At 37.6% G+C, this 19,351-nt stretch carries 15 protein-coding genes and 1 pseudogene; 6 read left to right on the top strand and 10 right to left on the bottom strand.

What is annotated here, in order from left to right; all coding sequences use genetic code 11:
* Window positions 1–138 precede the first annotated feature (138 nt).
* Together AC1F25_RS10135 and citG are read left to right on the top strand one after the other, a co-directional pair.
* Window positions 139–834: a GntR family transcriptional regulator gene (locus AC1F25_RS10135; protein ID WP_479994085.1), complete on the top strand. Its 696-nt coding sequence runs from the start codon at window positions 139–141 to the stop codon at window positions 832–834.
* Entirely contained in the window at window positions 827–1,714 is an 888-nt protein-coding gene (gene citG / locus AC1F25_RS10130) for a triphosphoribosyl-dephospho-CoA synthase CitG (protein ID WP_002309884.1), read from the top strand. The genes AC1F25_RS10135 and citG overlap by 8 nt, the downstream gene beginning before the upstream one ends.
* On the opposite strand, the pseudogene AC1F25_RS10125 reads toward citG, so the two are convergent.
* Window positions 1,663–2,397: pseudogene (locus tag AC1F25_RS10125) on the bottom strand (response regulator transcription factor). The gene citG and the pseudogene AC1F25_RS10125 sit on opposite strands and share 52 nt — an antisense overlap.
* Before the next feature lie 54 nt (window positions 2,398–2,451).
* Between AC1F25_RS10125 and AC1F25_RS10120 the strand changes: the two are divergent.
* The gene (locus AC1F25_RS10120) at window positions 2,452–4,236 is read left to right on the top strand and encodes a sensor histidine kinase (RefSeq protein WP_151668861.1); all 1,785 of its coding nucleotides are present in this window, start codon (window positions 2,452–2,454) and stop codon (window positions 4,234–4,236) included.
* An 887-nt stretch (window positions 4,237–5,123) separates the two neighbouring features.
* Here the strand turns inward: AC1F25_RS10120 and AC1F25_RS10115 are convergent.
* Window positions 5,124–5,261 carry a hypothetical protein gene (locus tag AC1F25_RS10115; RefSeq protein WP_002320647.1) on the bottom strand — a complete coding sequence of 46 codons (138 nt, stop codon included), beginning with the start codon at window positions 5,259–5,261 and terminating at the stop codon, window positions 5,124–5,126.
* A 94-nt stretch (window positions 5,262–5,355) separates the two neighbouring features.
* The gene (locus tag AC1F25_RS10110) at window positions 5,356–5,934 is read right to left on the bottom strand and encodes a TMEM175 family protein (RefSeq protein WP_002309888.1); all 579 of its coding nucleotides are present in this window, start codon (window positions 5,932–5,934) and stop codon (window positions 5,356–5,358) included.
* 168 nt (window positions 5,935–6,102) lie between these two features.
* On the opposite strand from AC1F25_RS10110, the gene AC1F25_RS10105 reads away from it, so the two are divergent.
* Window positions 6,103–6,300: a hypothetical protein gene (locus AC1F25_RS10105; protein ID WP_002309889.1), complete on the top strand. Its 198-nt coding sequence runs from the start codon at window positions 6,103–6,105 to the stop codon at window positions 6,298–6,300.
* Between the two features lie 101 nt (window positions 6,301–6,401).
* Here AC1F25_RS10105 and AC1F25_RS10100 read toward each other — a convergent pair whose 3' ends face one another.
* The gene (locus tag AC1F25_RS10100; RefSeq protein WP_002309890.1) at window positions 6,402–7,220 is read right to left on the bottom strand and encodes a ZIP family metal transporter; all 819 of its coding nucleotides are present in this window, start codon (window positions 7,218–7,220) and stop codon (window positions 6,402–6,404) included.
* A gap of 164 nt (window positions 7,221–7,384) precedes the next feature.
* On the opposite strand from AC1F25_RS10100, the gene spxB reads away from it, so the two are divergent.
* Window positions 7,385–9,115, top strand: a complete 1,731-nt coding sequence (gene spxB / locus AC1F25_RS10095; protein ID WP_002313922.1) for a pyruvate oxidase — start codon at window positions 7,385–7,387, stop codon at window positions 9,113–9,115.
* A gap of 431 nt (window positions 9,116–9,546) precedes the next feature.
* On the opposite strand, the gene AC1F25_RS10090 is transcribed toward spxB, so the two are convergent.
* On the bottom strand, window positions 9,547–10,068 hold the full coding sequence (locus AC1F25_RS10090; protein WP_002309892.1) for an HdeD family acid-resistance protein: 522 nt from the start codon (window positions 10,066–10,068) through the stop codon (window positions 9,547–9,549).
* Between the two features lie 249 nt (window positions 10,069–10,317).
* Between AC1F25_RS10090 and AC1F25_RS10085 the strand changes: the two genes are divergently transcribed.
* A complete protein-coding gene (locus AC1F25_RS10085) occupies window positions 10,318–11,940 on the top strand; it encodes an ABC-F family ATP-binding cassette domain-containing protein (protein ID WP_002309893.1) in 1,623 nt (540 codons plus the stop codon).
* Between the two features lie 128 nt (window positions 11,941–12,068).
* Here the strand turns inward: AC1F25_RS10085 and AC1F25_RS10080 are convergent, their stop codons facing one another.
* The 5 genes from AC1F25_RS10080 to AC1F25_RS10060 form a co-directional block, all read right to left on the bottom strand.
* A complete protein-coding gene (locus AC1F25_RS10080; RefSeq protein WP_002316532.1) occupies window positions 12,069–12,932 on the bottom strand; it encodes a DegV family protein in 864 nt (287 codons plus the stop codon).
* A gap of 612 nt (window positions 12,933–13,544) precedes the next feature.
* A complete protein-coding gene (locus tag AC1F25_RS10075; protein ID WP_479994084.1) occupies window positions 13,545–14,837 on the bottom strand; it encodes an adenylosuccinate synthase in 1,293 nt (430 codons plus the stop codon).
* 423 nt (window positions 14,838–15,260) lie between these two features.
* A complete protein-coding gene (gene dnaB, locus AC1F25_RS10070; RefSeq protein WP_002288373.1) occupies window positions 15,261–16,628 on the bottom strand; it encodes a replicative DNA helicase in 1,368 nt (455 codons plus the stop codon).
* Window positions 16,629–16,902: 274 nt separating this feature from the next.
* The gene (gene rplI / locus AC1F25_RS10065; RefSeq protein WP_002288372.1) at window positions 16,903–17,355 is read right to left on the bottom strand and encodes a 50S ribosomal protein L9; all 453 of its coding nucleotides are present in this window, start codon (window positions 17,353–17,355) and stop codon (window positions 16,903–16,905) included.
* A 5-nt stretch (window positions 17,356–17,360) separates the two neighbouring features.
* The gene (locus AC1F25_RS10060) at window positions 17,361–19,334 is read right to left on the bottom strand and encodes a DHH family phosphoesterase (RefSeq protein ID WP_002313920.1); all 1,974 of its coding nucleotides are present in this window, start codon (window positions 19,332–19,334) and stop codon (window positions 17,361–17,363) included.
* Between the last annotated feature and the right edge of the window lie 17 nt (window positions 19,335–19,351).

Raw genomic sequence — 19,351 nt, 5'->3', positions numbered from 1 at the left:
ATAACCATAAAAAAATTAATTCGAAAATTTGTTTTTATATATAATTGTTTTTTGTTATTTTTTTCGTTATGATTCCTTTAGTTGCTTGATTATTTGATTTTTAGAATCCAATTCAGATAGTCAGAAAGGAGTTGGCAAATGAGCTCGATTATTGATGCAGTCAAAAAAAATCTTGATTTTTCACAAAATAAGACCTTGAAAATCTTACTTTACGAAGCGTTTCGAAAAACGATTATTTTAGGAGAAATTCCTGCTGGTACGCGAATCAACGAAAAAGAATTTTCTGAGATCTTGAATATCAGCCGTACCCCGATCCGTTATGCGCTAAAGCAATTAACTACAGAAAAATTAGTCACATATGTTCCTAAAATCGGTGTCGTAGTAAAGGGAATAAGTACGAAAGATGCTCATGAAATCTACGATATTCGAAAATCGCTTGATACACTCGCCGCAATTAAAGCTATGGATCAAATGACAACTGACGATTTTAAAAAAATGAAAGCGCTGTTGATATATGGGGAGAAATTAAATAGAGAAGATCGAGTAGATGAATTACTACAAAATTTCTCCAATTTCAATGCATTTATTTATGAAAAGAGCCAAATGCTTCGGCTAAAAGGAATTGTATTAGAATTGCAATCTTACCTTATCTACTTTCGTGATATTGCCATTCGTTCCTCTAAACGTAGAAATACAGCCCTGGAGGAACATTGGCTTATCTATCGAGGAATTAAAACAAAAAACAAAGAGCAACTCACTTTATTGATCCATGAACATTTAGATCACTCGCTAAAATTCATTCTAGAAGAAATGGAGCGGCAAAAAATTGACTAATCCTTTATTAAAGACCATCAGTAGTTATGCAGAAAAGGCTTTGCTATACGAAGTCTCACTTACTCCAAAACCCGGACTGGTCGATCGCTACTCGAATGGCGCTCATCACGATATGGATTTTTATACTTTTCTCGACAGTATCGTCAGTTTAGCCCCCTTTTTTTATCAATATGCAGAGGCTGGTTATAATCATAAAGGAGATGCTCCTTTACTTTTTGAACAGTTACGAAAGATTGGAAAAAAAGCAGAAAAAGCAATGCTACACGCAACAAATGGTATAAATACACATAAGGGTGCTAATTTCTCTTTTGCGATTCTTCTAGGTGCTACAGGGCTATATATCAAAAAAGGTGCTACCCTTCCCTTTACAAAGAAAGATACTGAGTCTGTCCTTCAAATAGCAAAGCAGATCGTCTCCGGAATAGTAGAAAAAGATTTTCAGCACCTCTCATGTAAAGATAAAGAATCATTGACTTATGGAGAAAAACTTTATCTCGAACACGGCAGTACCGGAATCCGAGGCGAAGCAGCAAGCGGCTACCCTACACTAAATAAGCTGTTAGATTTTTTACGGCAGCATACGCAGAACAACCAAGAGATAAAATACTTATATGCATTGATTTTTTTGATGAGTGAGACACAAGACAGCAATTTGCTCCATCGTGGCGGCTTTGAAGCTTTAAAGCAAGTACAAGCTGAAAGCAGCTATCTGTTCAAAAAAAATTTATCAGCGCAAGCATTTATCCATGAACTGACAATTTATGACCTCCATTTGACCAAACGGCATTTAAGCCCCGGCGGTTCTGCTGATCTACTTGCTTTAAGTATTTATTTTTCATTTTTAGAACATTCCTTGTCTCCATCAGGCAAGAATGTATAGCCGATCCCCCAAATCGTTTTTAAATACTTTGCGTTTTTGGGGTTGGCTTCGATTTTATTTCTTAAATGATTGATAAAAACCATGATCGTATTGGCATCAAAATGCTCATCATTCCAAACACTGCGATAAATTTGTTCTTTGGAAAAGACCTGATCTGGATTTTCCATGAAAAAACGGATCAACTGAAGTTCTTTAGATGATAATTTGATCAGACAATCTTTTTTAAACAATTGATAACGTATTGGGTCAAATCGAAAATCTCCGGCTTTGATCTCTCCTTTTATAGGATGGGCAGACTGGTTGCGAATCGCTTTATTACGATCTAAAGCTGCTGTCACTTGTGCGCGTAAAAGATCTAAAGAAAAAGGCTTAGTCAAATATTGATCTGCTCCTACTTCTAAACCGGTAATCATCGCCTCTTCGCTTTTCTTACCACTTAGAAAAAGTAATGGAACGGCTAGATCTTCTTCTCGGATCAATTGCGCTAAATGATATCCGTCGTTTTCATAATCAAGGCTGATATCAAGTAAAAAAAGATCAAATGTCACACGTGACATGATTTCAATCGTCTTTTCTACTGAGTCGCTTTGATAAACTAAAATGCCTGTAGATTATAGAGACTTCCAAATCAGTCTCCGAATCGCCGGCTCATCGTCTACAACTAAAATTTTTTCATTTCGCACAAAAACTCCTCCTCTATTTTTATTTGATAGATTAGCAACAGAAAGGAACGAACAATGAAAAAACCTACAAACAAAGGTCTCTATGCTCCCATCGCACTGATCCTGCTGCTGACGATCAGCGGAATTATTTTTACACTTGCCAGTTTTCATACTTCACAAGAAAAAGCTGTAAAATCTGCAGAAGTGCAATTAGCTCAAATCAATCATTCTGCTATTGAATTGATCAAAGAAAAGATTTTTTCTTATCAATGCTTACTGGACAAGTACAGCGGACAAATAAAAAACGAGGAACTTGCTTCTGATTTATCTGATGTCTCTATATCTAAAAATCAAAAAGCTGCAATCGGTATTTTCCTTTTCTCTTCTAATGGTCAACTTATTCACCAATATAAATTTCAGAGTGCCTTTATTGATATACCAAAAACCCTAACAGCTGATCCTTTGTTTTCAACAGCTTTGTCAGAGAATACTATTGAAAATGGTGATGTGTATTTCCATCAACATCACGCTTACATAAATTTATACCAGCAAGTTTCTCTCGCCTCTAAAAAACAAGTTCTACTCGTCATGCCGCTTGATTTACAACAGATTTATCAGACCAATATTTCAAAAGATTCTGCAGTCATCGGCTATACAATGGTCAAAAATGCAGAAATGAAGATCATCATGCATCCTTCTCAGGAACAGATTGGCTTAACAGTGGTAGATGATCGAAAAGAAAAATTCCCAACTTTTGATTTTGCTAGTTTGGAGCAGCTAGAAAAAGAACAACTGAAACATAAAAAAGGCAGCCTGACCTACTATTCATACTGGTGGACAAAAAAACATCCTAAACAAGTGATAAAGATTTCTTCCTATGAGTGGTTTACAGTTGGTAACGCTCGACTTATCGCTGCTAGCAATGAAGATTATTACGAAAGAAATGGGCTGCTCCTACAGGATAACCTGATTACACTAGGATTGTTAATGTTCTTGCTAGTCATTATTTTTTTGTTAACTGTTTCCATCCGCTATTATGTAAAACGAAATGAAACTTACTTAGAGAATATTCGTCTACAAGAACGACAACTGCTTTTACAAGAAAAATATGAGCTGGAAAAAAGTATCCTTCAAGAATCCAAATTAGAGACAATCGGTTTATTGACTACTACGATCGTTCATGACATGAACAACTTCTTGACACCCATGATCGGTAACTTGCAGCTTTTGATAGAAGAACGCCAAGAAGATGAACAATTAACTGAAGATTTAAAAGAAATCTATCAATCTGCAGAAAAAGGACTGCAACTTTCTACCAATGTCTTGCGCTTTTCAAAAGTACATTCAGGGGAACAGTCAGTCCATCAAGTATCAGAAACGGTTCAAGAAGCGATACAAACGATTCGTATTTTACTTCCTAAGACAATCATTCTAGATACTGAACTTTCCGCTAATGGAAGTAGCAGATTTGAAAAAGAAGATCTGCAAATCGTCCTCTATAATTTGATAATGAACGCTTATCAAGCAAAAAACGATGCCCATATACACATCACATCAAAAAAATGCGCGGAACTTTCTAAATGCATGACGGATATCCCTGTTTCGCAACAAGGAAAAAATTGGGTCTTTATCAAAATAGCAGATAATGGACCTGGTATTCCAGAAGAAATACGAGATAAGATATTCACTCCGTTTTTTACAACGAAAACTACAGCTGGAGGAACTGGGCTCGGACTATTTATTGTTGCCTCCCTCGTTCGAAAAAATGATTGGCTTCTTCGAGTTAAAAGCAACAAAGAGGGTACGATTTTCCATTTAGCAATCCCTATTCAAAAAAATAGTATCAACACACTCATATGACTGGAGTAGAATACCTGCTCCAGTTTTCCATATGTTTAAAGGAAACATTGTCTGATAGTTTATAAAGAAACTCTTAGATAGGCTTATTCCTCCTTTCAAGTGTATCATTAAAGCGCTATCACAAAAAGTACAGAAATATATATTTTGTTTACTTTCCCTTTTTATTCGTTAAATTGGTTAGGTTTGCTCTTTTTACTTGAAAAACAAGTATTACCATAAGCCGTTCATAATTTAAGTACGCATTTTAATCAAAAATGATTATTTTTTTAGCTTACATGCTTTAAATCTTAGCATTTTCCTATTCGACACTTAAATCGATTGAGAAATCTTCGCTCTTCTTTATACCCCGTATAGGTATATTAATTTGTTACAAAAAGCTTGTTCTATAAATAATTTTTCTTCTTTTCTATCATTTTTCTCTCTTATGAAGGTATCTTTTTCCTTGATTTCTGCCAGTAGATTTTACCTGATCCTACTTTTTGAAGACATTTCAAAGGAAAAAGCAGCAGTTTCTTAGAAGTAGCAGAGAAATCAAAACAAGTGTATCGTTATTTTTTAACTATTAAATAACAAGTTAAATATAGTTGTTTAGTTATTTTTCACTCCTCTGAATTTACTTTTTTAACCCCATCTGAATTCTCGTTAATATTTATTCATTTCTATTGTATATCCCCTGACAAAAGAAAGCTATATGCCTCCTTTAACTAATCTATTGCTTTTTTAGCTATCATAAAGTTATCCACTGTGGAAAAACTAACGATTTATATTTCAATACACTTTCCTAAAAATAAAAATTTTCCACAAATAAAAACAGGTTTACAACAGAATCATACTGCTGTAAACCTGTTTTTATTAAATAGATAGAATGTTAGCTTACATAAAGATGTTTATTTTTTTATTGCTGCGAATAATGTCAAAAATACCGTGACACTAACTACTGTCCAAGTCAAATGACCTTGATCCAAATAAATAAGCATCGTGACAAAACTAGTAATCAGTCCTACATGAAGTCTTTTTTGATCCATCTGCATCCCTCTTTGAATACTAGTATCACTCGGATATTTGATCGTTTGATTATTTTTTCTATATTTTTCTCTTAAATTTTAAACAAAGATCATTTTACCGATATTGTGATTCGATGGTACGGCTGGGGATGATCCAAGCAGCCAGAATCACGATGTTTGCGATCAGCACGGCTACTGGCGCTACTAAATAGCCTAAGACAATTCCTAAGACATTCAAGCCAATCGATAAGTACGATTTCTTGTAATCATTCAGCATCGCCTTCAATGCTTTCTCGTGACCCTTATTTGCTTTGACAAGTTCTTTTGCCAAGATATAATACGCAATGTTAGCGATCAAGGTAACAAAACCATAAGTCATTTCTGGAGCCAGACTATTGATGTACTCACTGATCCATGAAGTGGCAAATGGAAAAAGTGAAAGCGCAAAAATAAAGAAACTATTCGCCCATAAGACCCGTCCATTTATCTTATGTACAACTTGAAATAAATGATGATGATTGTTCCAATAAATCGCTAAGATGATGAAACTGACAATATAGATAAAAAATCGGTAGCCTAATGCTGCGAGCGCCTCCCACGTATCTCCGTTAGGTTCATGAAGTTCTAAAACTAAAATAGTCATGATAATGGCGATTACAGCATCTGTAAATGCTTCAAGACGATTTTTAGGCATGATATTCTCCTCCTTTTCCGCTCTATTTTAGATGATAAACAAGGGAAAAAGCAATTGTTTGATCATTTAAGCAGATGAAGTAAAAATCAGTCTGCAGTTGGAGGTGTTTTTAGAGAATCCCTGTTATACTTTTTCTATAGTAAAGAATGAACAAGAGGAGGGTTTTGTATGCGTCAAAAAAATATGTTCTTAAATATCTTCATGGTTCTTTTAGTGTTGATTGCTGCTAGCTTTGTCATCAGTCTTTTTGTTAGTGTCGTAAGTGGCCTTTTATGGTTTGCGGTCAAAGTTTTGATTCCAATCGCACTTATCATCTGGCTCGTTCGTTGGATCAAAGGCAATACACATCGAAAAAACTATTATTAATGAATCACATAATCACTCCGTTATGATATAACTTACTTAAAAATAGGGTCACGACATAAGTTCGCGACCCTATTTGATATATCATATATGAATTTTCCCAATTATCCTAATGCTACATCCAAGATCATCATAATGATAAATCCGCTCATAACACCAAAAACTGCAAAATGACGTTTGCTGGACAATGTCTGCTGTGCTTCGGGAATCAATTCTTCCACCACGACATAAATCATCGCTCCTGCAGCAAAAGCAAGTGCATAAGGAAGCAGCAGCTCCACTTTCGTTACTAGTAGTGCGCCAATTACCCCAGCGATTGGTTCAACGATTCCAGAAGCTTGTCCGTAAACAAAGGCCTTTTTACGGCTCAGACCTTCTTGTCGCAATGGGATTGATACAGCTGCTCCTTCTGGGAAGTTTTGGATACCAATACCTAGCGCCACCGAAACAGCGGCTAGTATAGCGGCTGTCGGATTATTCGCAGTTGCTGCTGCACCGAATGCTACCCCCACGGCTAAACCTTCAGGAACATTATGCAATGTAATAGAAAAAACAAGCAAGATTGTCCGCTTTAAATGGGTAGGCAATCCTTCTGCTTCATGTTGCGGTCCAAAATGCATATGGGGCAGTGTTTTATCTGCCATATATAAAAACACCCCACCTAAACCAAATCCAATACTTACAACTAGCCAAGCAATATCTCCATTTTCTTCTGCTTTTGTAATTGCTGGATCGAGCAAGGACCAAAAACTTGCAGCAATCATGACACCAGAAGCAAATCCTAACATCAAATTTAGCACTTCTTTTTTGATTTCTTTAAAGAAAAAAACCAATCCGGCACCAAGAGCTGTCATAAAATAAGTAAAAGCTGTCCCAGCAAGTGCTTGCTGCCAAGGATCAAGCCTCAATAGCCATTCAACCATGCCATTCCCCTCTCTTGAATCTATTTATGTACTACTCTAGCATATTCCCAAAAACATGACTACATTTTTGTGAAAAGACGAATTAGTTGGGATTTTCGATAAAAAGTTCTATACTCTAGATACCAAAAAATTATGAATCATCATTGCTAAAGGAGTGAAACACCATGTCAAAAATCAATGCAGGAGTCGCAATGGTAAAAGTTCTTGAAAGCTGGGGCATCGACCATATTTATGGCATTCCCGGAGGATCTTTCAATTCGATTATGGATGCGCTATATCACGAAAAAAACGAAATCAAATATATTCAAGTCCGTCATGAAGAAGTCGGTGCACTAGCAGCCGCCGCAGATGCAAAATTAACCGGGAAAGTTGGCGCTGTCTTCGGCTCTGCAGGACCTGGTGCGACACATTTGATCAATGGTTTGTATGATGCACAGATGGACCATGTACCTCTAGTAGCGTTCTTAGGACAAGTTGCTTCTACATCCATGAACTATAACTCTTTCCAAGAATTAAATGAAAATCCTATTTTCGCAGATGTCAGCGTATACAATCGTACAGTCATGACGCCCCAAAGTCTTCCACATGTCGTAGATGAAGCCATTAAAGCCGCCTATGAGCATAAAGGTGTGGCTATCGTAACTATTCCTGTTGATCTTGGGTTTGAAGAAATTGATGAACAACCTTTCTCTACTGCTCACACTCATAAAACAAGTGTGATATTACCAGAAGAAAAAGATTTGCTGGCTGCTTTGCCTTATCTTGAAAAAGCAAAAAAACCAGTTCTTTATGTTGGTCAAGGAACGCGAAACGGATTTCCGCAAATCAAAGAATTTTCAGAACATTTTTCAGTTCCTATTGTCGCTTCCGTTCTAGCAAAAGGAATTATTCCTGATGATTATGAAAACTTTCTTGGTTTTGCTGGACGTGTCGCTACTAAACCCGGAAATGAAGCATTGGCAGAAGCCGATCTAATCTTATTTGTCGGCAGCGACTTCCCGTTTGGACGTGCATTTTTTAATCCAACTGCTGAATTTATCCAAATCGATATTGATGCGTCAAAATTCGGGCGGCGCCATGAAACATCTCTGTCGATTCTCGGTGATGCAAACACAGCTTTGCAAAGACTGGTCGAATTAGGTGATACTCGTCCTGCTGATAGCTGGTACCTAGCAAATCAGGAAAATAAAGTAAAATGGGTAAATTGGTTGAAATCTTTTGAAGATCGTGAGGAAGAACCGATTCGACCAGAGGCTGTCTATAAAGAAATCAATCGGATTGCTGAAGACGATGCGATTTTCGTCACAGATGTCGGTAACACGACTATCCATTCTATTCGCTTATTAAATATGAACGGTAAACAAAAACATACAACCTCTGGATGGTTCGCCACTATGGGTAATGGTGTGCCTGGAGGAATTGCCGCACAACTAAGCTACCCAGAAAAACAAGTATTTACCTTAAGTGGTGATGGCGGATTTGCTATGGTCATGCAAGATATCATTACACAAGTTAAATATCAGCTTCCAATTATCAATGTTGTTTTTTCTAATGATTCTTATGGTTTCATCGAAGCAGAACAAGAAGATACGGAACAAAAGAAATTCGGTGTATTTTTAGAAGATGCAGATTTCGGTAAAGTTGGAGAAGCACTCGGAGCAAAAAGCTTTACAGTCACAGAATACTCGCAACTTCGGTTTGCCTTTGATGCAGCCGCAAAATCAGATCGTCCTGTAGTGATCGATGTGAAAATCAATAACAAGCGCCCATTGCCAGTAGAAGATCTGCATTTAGATCCAAGAAAATATTCTGAAGAAGAAATCCAAGCATTCAAAGAAAAATATGAAGTCCATGATTTGCCAGTATTGAATGAATTATATGAAAAGAGGTTGTAAAAACTGCGCTATGCTTCGAGTAATAAGAACGATGGACAGAAAATAGTTCCTCATATTTTCTAGGACGGCGATCTTATTACCGAGAAGCAGCAGGTGGAGCACCGTGTATCAAGAGGTTGTGAAAAAGCTACCCTGCATCAAGTAATAAGAACAGCCAAACAAAAATAGCTCGTCATATTTTTTCGTTTGGTTGGGCTTATTACCGCAGATGCAAACTTTTGAACACCGTATATCAAGAGGTTGTGATAACTGCGGTATGTTTCAAGTATTAAGATAAAATTTATGCGTATTGCTTTTCACATTTTTGCATAAATTTTTCTCGACACCTAAAGATTACCTCGTGCATATTTGTCCATGATAAAAAAGCCAGCTACCAATTGCAACAGTCAAACTGTTACCGGAAGCTGGCTTTTTTATTTGTTTGATTTCACTTATCTAAACGCATAGACGATATGTGTGATGCCGAATAACATAAAATAGAACCCAACTAAAAAGCTTAATGTCAACGCAGAAGAAATTGGATTAAACAATAAGAAAATTCCTAATAAAATTCCTAAAATATTGACGATGATCGTAAACCAATAATAACCTTCACTTACTCCTCTTGCCAAGTCAGCAGTAAATAACGCTAAAACGGAATCAGCAATAAACCATACTGCAAAAACAAAAGGTAATGCTGCGACTCCTGCACCAATATTGAATAAGAAAAAGACGCCAACTAGAATATCGATGATCCCGATTATTAAGGGCATTTTTCCTTTATATCCTGTTAACTCTTTTAATCTGTTACGTACAAACAGTTCAAATATTCCTTTAATAAATGCAAAAATCGCAAAGACTACTACAATTGCAACTAAATTTCCGACAGGGTCTTGAAATGATAACAATGAGACAAGTACAAATAAAATTCCCAAAATCAATGAGCCCCAGTCGATGGTTCTTTTTTCATCCATTTTCTATCCTTCTTTCATTTCTTTTACAGTTTTATAGTACTCCTTCTTATAAATAACGTCAAAAATTATGCTGTTTCAAACTAAAAAATCCTATAGCAGCTATTTCTACTCCTCTTTTATGTTTATTTTCTTCATTCTGTTTCACGTGAAACACAAAGAATGTTCGATTGCCTTGAATCTTTTACCTTTCCCCTATATAATTCTATAAGACTTGTCAAAAACTAATAATGATAAAAGTGAGGAAAAAAATTGATTACTGTAAATGATGTGAGTTTGCACTTTTCAGACCGCAAACTATTTGATGATGTGAATATTAAATTTACCCCCGGAAACTGCTATGGCTTGATTGGTGCAAATGGTGCAGGTAAATCAACGTTCCTTAAAGTGTTATCAGGGGATCTGCAGCCTTCCACAGGTTCCGTTACTATGGGACCAGATGAACGGATGGCCGTATTGAAACAGAACCATTACGACTATGAAGACTATACTGTACTTGAAACAGTCATCATGGGACACAAGCGTCTGTATGAAGTGATGAAAGAAAAAGATGCAATTTACATGAAAGAAGATTTCACTGACGAAGATGGTATTCGAGCAGCTGAATTAGAAGGAGAATTTGCTGAGCTTAATGGATGGGAAGCAGAACCAGAAGCAGCTGTTTTACTGCAAGGACTGAACATCCCTGAAGAATTGCACCATCAGCAAATGAGTGAATTGACTGGCGGACAAAAGGTAAAAGTGTTGTTAGCACAAACACTATTTGGTAAACCTGATGTTCTTTTACTAGACGAACCAACAAACGGTCTGGATATCCAATCGATCAATTGGTTGGAAGAATTTTTGATTAATTTTGAAAATACTGTGATCGTTGTCTCCCATGACCGTCACTTTTTGAACAAAGTATGTACACATATGGCGGATCTGGATTTTGGTAAAATCAAACTTTATGTAGGAAATTATGATTTTTGGTTGGAATCTAGTCAATTAGCGGCTAAACTCCAAGCGAATGCAAATGCCAAAAAAGAAGAACAAATCAAAGAGCTCCAAGAATTCATTGCTCGCTTTAGTGCGAATGCATCAAAATCAAAACAAGCAACTTCACGTAAAAAAATGCTTGAAAAAATTACTTTGGACGATATCCAGCCTTCTTCTAGACGTTACCCATTCGTTGGATTCAAACCTGAACGTGAGATCGGAAACGACTTATTGCAGGTAGAAAATGTAAGTGTAACGATTGATGGAAAGAAAATCTTAGATGATATATCTTTTAATTTAAGCAAAGAAGACAAGGTTGCTTTTGTCGCAGAAAATGATATAACAACAACAACGCTATTCAAAGTTATAATGGGTGAAATTACACCAGATACTGGAACAGTACGTTGGGGAGTAACAACCAGTCATTCTTATTTACCAAAGGATACAACGAAAGAATTCGACACGGATCTAACGATTTTAGACTGGTTGCGCCAATATGCAAGTAAAGAAGAAGATGACAACACCTTCTTAAGAAGTTTCTTAGGAAGAATGCTGTTTTCTGGTGAAGAAGTATTGAAACCAGTAAATGTTTTATCTGGTGGAGAGAAAGTCCGTTGTATGCTCTCAAAAATGATGCTTTCGAAAGCTAACGTACTTGTATTAGACGATCCAACGAACCATTTAGACTTAGAATCAATCACCGCATTGAATGATGGCTTGATGGCATTTACTGGCTCGATCCTGTTTGCCTCTCATGACCATCAATTTATCCAAACATTGGCAAACCGTATCATTGCTGTTTCAGATAAAGGTGTGATTGATCGGGCTGATACGACATATGATGAATTCTTGGAAAACACAGATATTCAAAAACAATTGAACGAGTTATGGGCGTAACGACCTATTTAGCTTAAAAAACAAAAAAACAGCGACCTCTAAGAGATAGAATGCTCATCTATCTTTTAAGAGTCGCTATTTTTGTTACATTCAAATCCTAGGCATTTTTACAGAATGAGTTACTGCTTTTATCGACTGATTCCCATCGAAAAAATCGCGATACAGCCATAGCCTGTGTGACTGGCGATCGTTGGTCCTAAGGGATAAAGCTTGACATCTTTCATCTTTATCTGCTCTTCCAAAAGCCGTTTTGCCTTCTCCGCGCTCTCTAGATCCCCAGCGTAAGCCACATAAACGATTTGATCAAGTGGCGCAACGATTGTTTTTACTGTCTCATTGACGATTGTCTGGATCGACTTGTTCCTTCCGCGAACTTTGTCAACATTCGTCAGCCTTCCTTCTTTATCTACCGTAATAATAGGCTTTACACTCAATAGACTGCCCAGAGTAGCACTTGCTTTGGAAATCCTACCGCCTCGTTCTAGATACTTCAAATCGTCTACAGTTACCCATGAATGGACTTTCAAATAATTTTTTTCCAGCCACTCTAAGGTTTCTTCGATACTTTTCCCTTCTTTTTTCAATCTTGCAGCTTCCAATACTAAAAGCCCTTCCCCGATACTTGCAGCTTTTGTATCAAAAACATAGATCTCAGGGTCTTCATATTCTTCCTTCAGTAATTCAACAGCTTGAAGCGCACTGCTGTAAGAGCCGCTTAATCCACTGGAAAAAGCCACATATAAGACAGGAATCTGTTTTTCCGCATAAGAACGGAAAAATTCTAAATATCGGCCAACATTGATTTGTGATGTCGTAGGCATCGCACCATTTTTCAGCTGATTCATGTAGCGGTCATAATTGAATGTCTTTCCGAGATCATCTACTAACTCTTGATCATTCAATTGGAGATTCATTGATAAAAAATCAATTTTTTCTTCTGCTAATACATGGTATGGCAGATCACAACAAGAATCTGTTACAATTTGATACACATTTTTCAACCCCTTCTCGTTACATTTTACCCTTATCGTCTATTATAGCAAATCTCTTGCGCTAGACACACTTTAACCGGTTTATTTTCGCAAGTTCTAATCAAAATAAGAGGTTGTGACAGAAGTGGTCAGCTTCAAGAAATAAGAAGGAATTTACGAAAATTGCTTCTTAAATTTTTGTGGAATTTCGGCTTATTTCCGTAGAAGCTACTTCTGGACCACCGTGAATAAGAGGTTGTGAAATCAGCGTTTTGACCTGAGTATTAGAGAAAAAAACGGAAAAATAGTTCCTCATATTTTGCCGTTTGTTGAGCGAATACCGAGGGTCAGCTGATTGAACACCGTTTAAGGAAGAGGTTGTGAAAAAGCTGCTCTGCATCAAGCAGTAAGAACAATCAGATAAAAATAGCACTCCATATTTTTCATCTGATTGGGCTTAGTGCCGTAGATGCAAGCCTTTGAATACCATTTATTCGAAAAAAGGGACTGTGACACGGTTTTTGTCATAGTCCCTTATTCTGAATAAACAGTGTTCAAGTTATTATTATCGTATAGATAAACACTTCGACTCGCTCTGGTAAGAACGTCCTGATTCAGTCGTCGTTTTTATCCTTAGATTTGCGCCCAGACGCTTTCTAAGATGTTTGTTTGTGTTCTATCAGGTCCGACAGAAAATGTTGAGATACGTACACCAACAAGCTCTGAGATACGACGTACATAGTTACGTGCGTTTTCTGGCAGTTCTGCAAGTGTTTTGCATCCTGTAATATCTTCTGACCAGCCTGGCAATTCTTCATAGATTGGTTTGCAACGGTTCAACTCTTTCAAGCTTGCTGGATAGTGGTAGATTAGTTCGCCATCTAATTCATAAGCCGTGCAAATTTTTACGGTTTCCAATCTACTTAATACATCGATTGAGTTTAAAGATAGGTTGGTAATACCTGAAACCCGTTTAGAATGGCGCATAACTACAGAATCAAACCAACCGACACGACGAGGACGTCCAGTTGTCGTACCGTATTCTCGTCCTACTTTGCGGATTTGTTCTCCTGTTTCATCAAATAGTTCAGTTGGAAATGGTCCATCACCGACACGTGACGTATAGGCTTTGCAGACGCCGACGACTTTATTGATTTTTGAAGGTCCTACACCGCTTCCGATTGTAACACCACCGGCTACTGGATTAGAAGAAGTAACAAAAGGATAGGTTCCTTGGTCGATATCCAACATGACTCCTTGTGCCCCTTCAAACAACACTCGTTTACCTGCATCTAAGGCGTCATTCAAGATAACCGAAGTATCTGTGACGTATTGTTTGATTTGTTGACCATATTCATAATATTCTTCAAAAATATCGTCAAAATCAAGTGGTTCTGAATCGAACATTTTTACAAATTGACGGTTTTTGTCATCTAGATTCAAACGAAGTCGTTCTTCAAAAATTTCTTTATCCAATAAGTCTGCGATACGGATACCTACACGAGCGGCTTTATCCATATAAGCTGGTCCGATTCCTTTGATCGTTGTACCGATTTTGTTTTCACCTTTCGCATCTTCTTGTAATTGGTCCAATTTGATATGATAAGGCAAGATTACGTGTGCGCGGTCAGAAATACGCAGATTACTTGTTTCTACACCTTTTTCATGTAAATAAGCTAATTCTTTGACCAATGATTTAGGATTGACTACGACGCCATTTCCAATCACACTGATCTTGTCTTTATAAAAAATCCCAGAAGGAATCAAATGCAGTTTATAAGTCACACCGTTGAATTTGATTGTGTGCCCTGCATTGTCGCCACCTTGGTACCGTGCAATCACTTCAGCATTTTCACTGAGAAAGTCTGTGATTTTTCCTTTCCCTTCATCGCCCCATTGCGTACCTACTACTACTACAGATGACATGTGAACACCTCGTTCTATATTATTTAATCCTGAACCATTGTATCAATAATAGATACATAATTCAAATAAAATCGAATGATTTTTATTTTTATTTTATAAAAACGCTTAAAAAACGAACTTTTATCGTTTTAGAATGATTGTTAAAAAAGAGGTTGTAACAGAAGTGGTCAACTTCAAGAAATAAGAAGGAATGTACGAAAATTGCTTCTCAAATTTTTGTGGCATTTCGGCTTATTTCCGAAGAAGTTACTTCTGGAACACCGTTTATTCGGAAAAAGGGACTGTGACAAGACTTTTGTCACAATCCCTTTGGAAATCTGTTTTAATTAAGTGCTCTAGTCACTTTTGCAGTTACTCGTCGCATCTTATACGAGTGCTCTTGGTCATTGCGCAAGGCTGAACGCTGCTTCCACAACCTCTTCTTTAAAATTCTTCTCTTGGCGAAAGCGACGAAAATTTATTGTATTCTTTGATAAACAGCAGTTCAACTGTTCCTCGCGCACCGCTTCGGTTCTTCTCGATGATGACTTCGATGACGTTGTCATTTTTTGGCTCATTTCCATCATCGTCATCTCCGCCTTCTCTTTCATAATAATCATCCCGATACAAGAAGGCTACGATGTCCGCATCTTGTTCGATTGATCCGGATTCACGAATATCACTTAGTACTGGACGTTTGTCTTGTCGCTGTTCTACTCCACGAGACAACTGCGACAGAGCAATGACAGGTACTTTCAGTTCTTTTGCCAGTTTTTTCAGTTGGCGAGAGATATCTGATACTTCTTGTTGACGGTTTTCTTTACCGTTACCTTCAATCAACTGCAAATAATCGATTAATATCAAGCCTAGGTTGCCTTTTTCTTGCGCTAGTTTCCGACATTTCGCGCGGATCTCAGAGATCTTGATCCCTGGTGTATCGTCGATGAAAATATTTGCTCGAGAAAGACTTCCCATCGCAACGATTAGATTCGACCATTCTTCTTCCGAAAGCTGACCTGTACGCAAATGGCTGGCTTCAATCGAACCTTCTGCACAAAGCATCCGATTTACAAGAGATTCCGCCCCCATTTCCAGACTGAATATCGCAACAGAACGATCTGTTTTGGTTCCTACATTTTGAGCAATATTCAATGCGAACGCAGTTTTACCTACCGCCGGACGAGCAGCCAGAATGATTAGTTCTTCGGGCTGGAAACCTGCTGTCATTTTGTCCAGACCTTGATAGCCAGTTGGTAGGCCTGTGATTTCTTCATTATTTTGAGCTAGTCGATCGATATTTTCAATCGTTGAGTTCAGTACTTCAGCAATGGATAAAAAGCCGCTTCGATTTCTTTTTTCCGAAACCTCCAAGATACTGCGTTCTGCATCATCTAAGATCGTCTGAACTTCTTCTCCTTGCTCGAATCCTTTTGTAACGATACCCGTTGCTGTCTGGATCAATGTACGCAATAATGATTTTTCTTCAACGATTTTTGCATAGTAGACGATATTTGCTGCTGTCGGAACTGCTAAAGCCAAATCTGATAGGTAACTTAAACCACCGGCATCTTCTAACAAATTTGCTTGTTCTAGTCGGTCTTTAACAGTAACAACGTCAATCGCTTCATTACGATCATTCAACTCGATCATTGTCTCAAAAATAATTTGATGGCCGCGACGATAAAAGTCTTTTGGCTCTATGTACTCCATGGCATCAATGATCGTTTCTGCATCAAGAAAAACAGAGCCTAGAACCGCTTGTTCAGCTTCAATATTTTGCGGTGGGATTCGATCCTGCCACACTTCATTCATACGTATCGCTCCTTGTCTTCAATTGCTTCATTTTACAAGAAAATGATGGAAAAGTCATCATTCGCATCGAAAGTATCCTAAAAAAATAGCTCTCTTTTATTATACTCGTTTTCTTCATGCTATTTTACTATTCTCAAAAAAGAAACCGAAATCAATCTGAAATCGATATGCAGCTTGTGCTTTTGTTGCTACAGCTGCTTTTCTCAGATAAATTTCGGTTTGTCTTTTCTCCTTCTGGTTCTTCTTACCAACTGAACATCACTATCAAAACTTGTTATTCTTGTACGACATGAACTTTGATCGTAGCCGTCACCTCATGATGCAACTTCACAGGTACGTTTGTGTAGCCTAGTGAACGGATTGGGTTTTCTAGTTCGATTTTTCGTTTATCTAATTTGATTTTGTATTGTTTGTTTAGCCCTTCAGCAATTTGTTTTGAAGGAATCGATCCAAACAAACGGCTGTCTTCCCCTGCTTTTGCTTTTAACTCGACTACCGTATCTTCTTTTTCCAAGAATTCTTTTAATTTTTTAGCTTCTTCCAAGATTTCAGCTTCGTGTTTTTCTTGGGCTTTCTTCTGTCCAGCTAACTGACTGATACTACTTTTCGTTGCTTCTTTTGCCAAGTTATTTTTGATTAGATAATTTTGTGCATAACCTGCTGGAACTTCTTTGATGTCCCCTTTTTTACCTTTTCCTTTTACGTCTTGTAAAAAAATTACTTTCATTTGGATTACTCCTTATCATATATTTGATTCATATTTTCTTTGATTGCAGCAAAAAGCTTCTGTTTTGTTTCTTCAACTGTCGTATTCTCCAGTTGAGTAGCTGCATTTGTGAAGTGTCCTCCACCACCTAAGGATTCCATGATGATTTGGACATTGATCGTACCGGTACTTCGGGCACTGATCCCAATCAATCCGTCTGTCCGCTTCGTAATGACGAAAGCTGCGTTGATATTGATCATCGAAAGCAGTGTATCTGCTGTTTTTGCCGCTATGACACTATTATACTCTTTTTCATCTGTTCCTGCCGCCACAACAATATCAGAAGTCACATACTCGCTTCCAGCAATCAAATGACTGATTTCCAAGTATGTCGCTAAGTCCGAGCTCAATAAATATTGTACTAAGGATGCGTCTGCTCCACAAGACCTTAAATAGCTGGCAACATCAAAAGTTCGTGCAGTTGTACGAACATTGAAACTATTCGTATCTACAACCATCCCTGCAAGTAATAGTGTGGCCTCAAAGCGATCTAAGCGATTCGTTTTGCTGCTTTGGTATTGGATCAGCTCAGAAACTAGCTCTGAAGCGGAAGAGGCTGAAGATTCGATATAAGTCAGCAAAGGCTTGCTTGGAAACTCTTCCCCTCGGCGGTGATGATCAATGATCACGATCTTATCAAATTGCTCATATAGGCTCTGAGAGATCGATAGAGAAGGTTTATGATAATCCACCATCACGAGGAGGTCTTCATCTTTTTTCAGCTCTATGGCGCGTTCTGGAGAGATCAATTGCATTTCTAATTCTGGATGTTTATGGATTTCTTCGAGACAACGTTCTACATCTGGAATGATTTCGTTCTCGTTGATAACGATATAAGCCTTTTTCTGGTTGAAGCGTGCAAGACAACTGACACCAAAAGCAGAGCCTAAAGCATCCATATCCGGAAATTTATGTCCCATGATGAACACATCGCCTGTTTCATCAAAAATCCGGCGCAAAGCAGTACTCATCGCTCGAGAACGGACACGCGTGCGTTTGACATTCTTAGCTGATTTACCGCCATAATAAACAGGTTTCGCACCTTCTTTTACCTCTTTCACGACAACTTGGTCGCCTCCGCGGACTAGAGCAACATCTAAATTGTTCTGAGCTTCTCCACCGATTTCATCGAGGGATCTTGCGCCATAAGCAATCCCCATACTCAAGGTGACAGGCGAGCTCTGTTTTTCAGCTTCTGCTCGAAAGCGGTCCAACAAATCAAATTTTTTATCCATCATCTTTTTCAAATCGATCATCTGCGCGACGAAGAAAAACCGTTCTGCGTTGATTCTTTTGAAAAAGACATGGTATTCATTCATCCAGTCAGAAACTAGTGTAGTGACGAAAGAGTTCAAATAAGAAATCTCTTTATCATCCAATTTATCAATAGCATCTGCATAGTTATCAATAGATAAAATACCGATTACTGGCTGACTGTTCGCCTGATGAAGTTTCAACAACTGGTTTTGGGTGATATCATTAAAATAAACGACACCCTTTACTGTATCCATATCAAACTGAAATGTTTTATCTGCTAGATAGACTTGGTTTTTCTTTTTTTCTTTTGCAGTAAAAAAAGTATCTAACAATTCTTCCTCTGTTAATCCACTTTGATCTTTGACTTTCAATGCTAAAGGATTGAGCCATTCGATTTTTTGGCTTGATGGCTGATAAGCAATCACTCCTACAGGCATGACTTCTGAGACATAAGCCAGATTTGTTTCGGCTACGGTCGAAGCCTGCTGGATTTTTTCACGTTTATTTAAAATAAGCCAGCGTTTCATTTTCAACCAATAGCGAACGCCCCATAAATTCATCAAAAGAATGACCAAAGCGCTAACAAAACGAAATGGTAAAATTAAGACTACCAATACTTCGATTAGTATAAACAGGATAAGGAAGAGAGGTTTTGGGGATAAATGATTGTTTTTATTTTCCATAATTTTCCTCCCATATA

This window comes from Enterococcus sp. M-BR2 (assembly GCF_056612775.1).
Note: the sequence above shows the minus strand (reverse complement) of the source record. Positions and strands in the feature narration are given on the sequence as shown.